Here is a 5,326-nt window from a genome sequence, read left to right as displayed (position 1 = left end):
CAAGTCCTGTCCGCCAAAGTTTCAACTCGAATCCTGTCATCGCTCACCCACACACTTAAAATATGACATTTTGTCATATTATATCTTTATAATATTGTTTTTCACACCCGGCAGGGCGACGGCCGTTTCGGCTCACCGGCATGAAAGCTTTGGGTTCAATGCGCGTTAGCGCATGAAGGCGACAAACATGGCCATAAAGAACTCAGATGATAAGGGTCGCCGGTCGCGCGGCATAGCCGCCCAGTTCTGATAGGTTTTGCCTATCCCACCCCCCGCCCTGTAGAGCCAATCCCACTAATAGCGCCACAAAGCTGTTTTTGCGCGGTCGGAGTGGTCACGGCAAGGCGTAGCCGCAGCCGGGGCGTATCTCCGCGTTAGCGGGCCGGTAGGGCCGCTTACGAGCGTGTATATGAAACTTTCAGCGATAGTTTTTACAACGACTTTATAGTTAGTTACAGCATCTATCTTAAAGTCACTCTGTTCCGGGCCTTTAGGCCCGGGTCGGGCTGGTTTTGCCGTGTGTAAGTGTTTCGTTGTTTCTAATCTTTGCTAAGTGTTGTTGTTTGCCCACCGCAGGTGGGAGCTACCATGAGTTGTGTTGAGATTTTACGAACCGGCGCGAGCTTTGCTCGCTGCAAGGGCGGTCACTTATGCCCTTAATCCACAGGAAATGTAGGACGGAGTAGGATCTTTTTAATTAGTTTACTAATTAAAAGAAAAAGATCTCTGATGTATGAGTATATTGCAGGTAAGGAATGAGTAGTTTCCGGGTAATTGTGATATCTCGATTGCGGGTATTTGTGGATTAGAAGATAAAAGAAAATAAAACATGCATGTTTGCATTCTGGAACATGAGGGGAGTAGTCAGTGAGCGTTTTAGATGTGTGTTTTTTGAACGAAAACCGTAGGTTGAGCAGCACGAAAACCGCCAGCAGCGGTTAGAAGATATTTTTATTAGATTTGGGACTCAGTGCACGCTGTCCGGCGGGACATGTTCCAGCCCAAGGTCCAGTTGATACAGTCGCATATGCGCAAGCCGCTCGAATTCATCTGGCGTCATTTGATAAATCTCGTCAGCAGGAAGCGTTTTCGTTAAATGATCAGCCATAGCATAGAGCCTGTCGTCAAACTCCAGCCTGCCTAGTTTTTTCGCACGCTTCTGCTTCAGGGCATTTTCTCGCCGGCGTACTAGCGTTGCATGTCTCATACGTTCATACCAACGCTTACGGGCAGCACTGACGCTAATTTCCTCTCCCGGAGCAAGAAGGCCATCTGCTTCGGCCATCAGCCTTTCCTGTTGCTGCGCATACAGTTTATCGATATTGACGCCAACCAGCTTCCAGAACTGCTCGGACAACACGACATGCTTCGGATACCAGTAACGGTTAACATTGTCCCACTGCACACCCTCGGGTAATTCCAGTAGACCGAAACGCATGAGCTCTTGTATAAGAGTGCATACCCGGCGAACGGTAACGGCCGTTTCCGGGATAACTTTCCCGTCTTCGCCTTTTGGACTGAGTTCGTTGGCCAGCCGGCTGACATTCATCGTAACGATATTTGTTGATCTGTCAGCGACGCTGATAAGCAGGGGAAAAGTCGCATCAAGCAGATTCTGCCTATCTGGACGAAAATCACGGGAACGTCCCACAACCCGACGCATCTGAACAAAGTAGGGGTGTCGGGAGAGGCGTATGCGCAGCGATACACGGCCACTTTGCTTGTCACGTTTAACTAACCGACGATAGCCATGACCAAACTCGCCGGACAATGGTTTGTATTGCTCCGGCCGAATATATAAAGGGTTAGGGCATTTACACGCAGTAGAATGCTCACCTCTTCGGCGTTTGGTTGGTTTGGGGGGAGCCTGCATCTGGAGTTCGTCAATCCACTGCCAATAGGTGTCGTCTGTAGCGGCACGCTCAAGCGCATCGAAATTGATGTTTTCCCAGGTAGGATCGTTCGATAGGTTGTCTGGACTTTTGCTAGTCACACCCGCCAACACTTATGGCGGTCTTTGGGTATTGTTTTCTGAATTGCATGAGTTATAATCTCTCACAGGCCAGAGCCTGCTTTGTGACCCCCTGATATCTGATCCCTTCCGCCAAGTTGCGAACAGATTTCGGGGGGTTTTTGCATTCAAGGCCCGCTGTTCTGGTACCTTTTCCCTTTGAGCATTTCAGGATATGCCCATCCAACTGCACTATGCCGCTTAAAGCCACATAGTCTCTTATTCTTTTGCACTCTGCATCGTCTCTTACAAGTCGATGACATCAGCATAAATCTTTGCAAATACTACCCGTTTTTTCTCCGCTTGCAACAAATGAATCCCCGCAGAACGATCCCTACCACCTGAGAGTTATAAAATACCCTTATAAATCATAATGCTCCGTCATAGTTCTGAAAGATCACGCATACACCCTCGCTACGGAATACCTAATGTTATCGATTTAGAGTAATTTTTGTCTAGTGAACACCAGTAGCCGGTGAAGCTGTTTCTGAGTACAGGTGCCTCATCGAAAGATGCATTGCTGGAGGTTGGTGTCAAAAAAGGATGGCACTTATACGTACCGCCCAGATTTGCGTCTATCGGTTACGATATTTTGTTTAAAGACAACATATATATACTACCTTGGTCTAGTGAAATGCAGGTAAAATTTTCACCAATGCATTTGTAACCAATTTTAAATTATCTTGCCTCTATCCAAAAAACGATAATCTACTAATCCGTATTGACGCGCCGCAGATAAAATCTATAGGTGTAGTTGTCAGCTACCCACACAAAATTTAATGCTTAATTACAACGGTTAGTTAGTTATTGATTCGCCTCAATATATTATATTTCCCTTCTAACCAGTTAAGGAATAAATATGTCTCGGGAAATCAATAATAAAATTATTAATCTAAATGACACCCATTTAGAAATACCATCTATTTTTAAAATTTACATGAACAATCTAGATGAGCCTTGCGGAATAAAAAATAAGTCTTCAATATTTGTATATGCAAATAAGGCATACCTTGAGTTACTCAACTTACCTAAAGGGTACAGTGTCACAGGACGCCTGGACAGCGAACTTCCCGCTCCCACATCAGAGTATGCTTCGATGTTTCAGGCCCATGACCGTCTTGTTGAGAAAACAGGTAAACGACGGAGTTCATTAGAAATTCACCCTTTTGGAAGAGATCAACAGCTAAAGGCCTATTTCTTTGATAAAACACCTTTCCCTGACGCAAGTGGAAAAACCGTGGGGACCTTTTTCCACGGACGCAAAGCCGAACATTTGTCATTGCGACTTTATACAACCGGCGATAAAGCAGAATCTTTATTACTTACTTTTCCAAGCAATTTATTCTCAGAAACAGAATGGATGATTATATTTTATCTACGTTCTCATTTATGCAGAAAGGAAATCGCAATGAAATTAAATCGCTCGGAAGGATATATAAAAAATTTAATCGCTATGATATATGATAAAGCGGGGGTTACTAATACGCGGATGCTTATCGATTTTATTAGAGAGAAAGGCTGGCATCGATATGTGCCAGAACAACTTTTGACACATCATCACCGTATATTACCTTAGCAGAGGTCATCTAAAAAGATTCTGTCTGTGCTCAGGTGTGAATCAGGGCATAAGAAAATAAAATCGAGCTGTGTCTTAGCATACAGCTGATGCGCAGTGTTACCGGAGATACAGAATGTATCTCCTTTTTTAACTGGGTAATGCCGTTTATTCTTCAACACGCCATCGACCAGATCGGCAAGGTAAATAACGCCTTCTCCATCCAGCATGGAATACCACTCGTCACCCTGCGTATGCACATGGCAACTAACCTTTGTTCCCTCATCCATGCGAGTACCAAAGCTGTTCAGCGTAGTTCCCTTTTGCAAAGGCGCAATTCGGATGCCGGCAACAGCGTCATACACCGCGTTACCAATTTCTTCATAAAAACCCTTCATAATGCCATTCCTTTTTAAAAATTAATAGTGCCGAGACGGCACTATATTGCCCATTCCTGTTCTCGTATGATTCAACGCGTTGAATCGATACACGTCTCTTCTCACCGCCAAGAGCAGAGATAAATAAACTCAAACGCATATATAAAATACCAGTTAACTTGCTGATTTACTGATGAATTCCAGAAGACGCTCAACCATTTTTTTGGCTTCATCTAGGGATGTTTTGTACTTACGTGCATCATCCTGAGCGTCATAAAATGGGTTAAGGGCGTCACTATTCTTATCCCGATGGTATTTCAAGATAGCTTCTGCCACGTCGTCATCAATTGTGTAGAAGTAGCTTTCCGGATAGTCCAGTGCTTTTGCGATGCGGACGATGACATCAAAGGAAGGGGTAAAGCGCCCACTTTCATAATTGGACAAACGAGAATTGAGGCTTACGCCTTCGATGCCAATGAGTTCGGCCAATTTTCCTTGTGATAATCCTGCAGCTTCGCGGGCTGCTTTTAGTCGCTTGGGAACCATGTTGAGCTACCTCGTAGTATCAGGCGATCATATAAAGCGCAGGAAAGACCAAACATCATTAACGCAAATATATTTGTTTTGATGTAATTTGGTGTTATGATTTCAATCGTACCCCGTTCTACCGCCAAGAGATCGGAGTGCACCTGAACAAGAATAGACTGAGCGATGCCGCTGTCTGAACAGAAGAGAGCTGAGTGAGACAGCCACTGTTTCAGCGTTATCGCCCAGTGTATTCGGCCCCCGCCGGATACAGAGAATGGCCCCTGAAGGGGATCGGTTCGGGCGAGAGCATGATGGATATTGAAGAACTTAACGGACAATCCTGGTATCTAGCGCAGTACATTACCGGTGGCAAAAACCGCGAAAAACTTTTTGGCTGGCTTAGCGAGCAGCACATCACCCCCTGGACGCCACTAACAATCAAAACCATTCGACGCACGGATAAAATCAACTGTATACGCAAGCGCATTTCACCTTTATTCCCCGGTTATTTTTTTCTGAAAGCAAATCTGGCCACTCAGACCGTTGATAATATCCGTCGACACTCCGCCTTCTGTGGCTTTGTTATGAATGGTTCTCAAATTGCACCACTTCGCCCATTGATCGTGGAAGGTTTGATGAAACGTCATCCGGACCCAGCGCTTAGTCCAGAGGCTCAAGATGAGCTGGAATCCGCGTCCCGGGTATGGCTCACATCAGCACAGTATCAGTACCTTCTCCGTATAGAGCAAGATTCCCAACCGGTGTCGAGAATGACGCTGCTAATGAAGCTTGTCTTCGAGCCCAGCTTGCTGGGGTTCTAATTACACTCCCGGCATTTACCAGTTAACCCGGCCT

General features: G+C 45.4%; 5 protein-coding genes. 2 read left to right on the top strand and 3 right to left on the bottom strand.

The features are described 5' to 3' along the window. Window positions 1–967 precede the first annotated feature (967 nt). The gene (gene repA, locus ACKWMY_RS27750; RefSeq protein ID WP_059202289.1) at window positions 968–1,993 is read right to left on the bottom strand and encodes a plasmid replication initiator RepA; all 1,026 of its coding nucleotides are present in this window, start codon (window positions 1,991–1,993) and stop codon (window positions 968–970) included. 877 nt (window positions 1,994–2,870) lie between these two features. Between repA and ACKWMY_RS27745 the strand changes: the two genes are divergently transcribed. Continuing rightward, window positions 2,871–3,587, top strand: a complete 717-nt coding sequence (locus ACKWMY_RS27745; RefSeq protein WP_409487479.1) for a helix-turn-helix transcriptional regulator — start codon at window positions 2,871–2,873, stop codon at window positions 3,585–3,587. Here the strand turns inward: ACKWMY_RS27745 and ACKWMY_RS27740 are convergent. Then, window positions 3,584–3,964 carry a cupin domain-containing protein gene (locus ACKWMY_RS27740; protein WP_059202264.1) on the bottom strand — a complete coding sequence of 127 codons (381 nt, stop codon included), beginning with the start codon at window positions 3,962–3,964 and terminating at the stop codon, window positions 3,584–3,586. The genes ACKWMY_RS27745 and ACKWMY_RS27740 overlap by 4 nt on opposite strands. Window positions 3,965–4,117: 153 nt before the next feature. Beyond that, a complete protein-coding gene (locus ACKWMY_RS27735) occupies window positions 4,118–4,489 on the bottom strand; it encodes a helix-turn-helix domain-containing protein (RefSeq protein WP_059202265.1) in 372 nt (123 codons plus the stop codon). A 293-nt stretch (window positions 4,490–4,782) separates the two neighbouring features. Here ACKWMY_RS27735 and ACKWMY_RS27730 point away from each other — a divergent pair, with 293 nt between their 5' ends. Further along, the gene (locus tag ACKWMY_RS27730) at window positions 4,783–5,292 is read left to right on the top strand and encodes a transcription termination/antitermination NusG family protein (RefSeq protein WP_059202290.1); all 510 of its coding nucleotides are present in this window, start codon (window positions 4,783–4,785) and stop codon (window positions 5,290–5,292) included. Window positions 5,293–5,326: the final 34 nt, after the last annotated feature.

Source organism: Serratia sp. J2 (assembly GCF_046269175.1).
GTDB lineage: Bacteria > Pseudomonadota > Gammaproteobacteria > Enterobacterales > Enterobacteriaceae > Chania > Chania fonticola_C.
The sequence above is the reverse complement of the archived record's forward strand: the minus strand, read 5'-3'. Positions and strand labels throughout refer to the sequence as shown.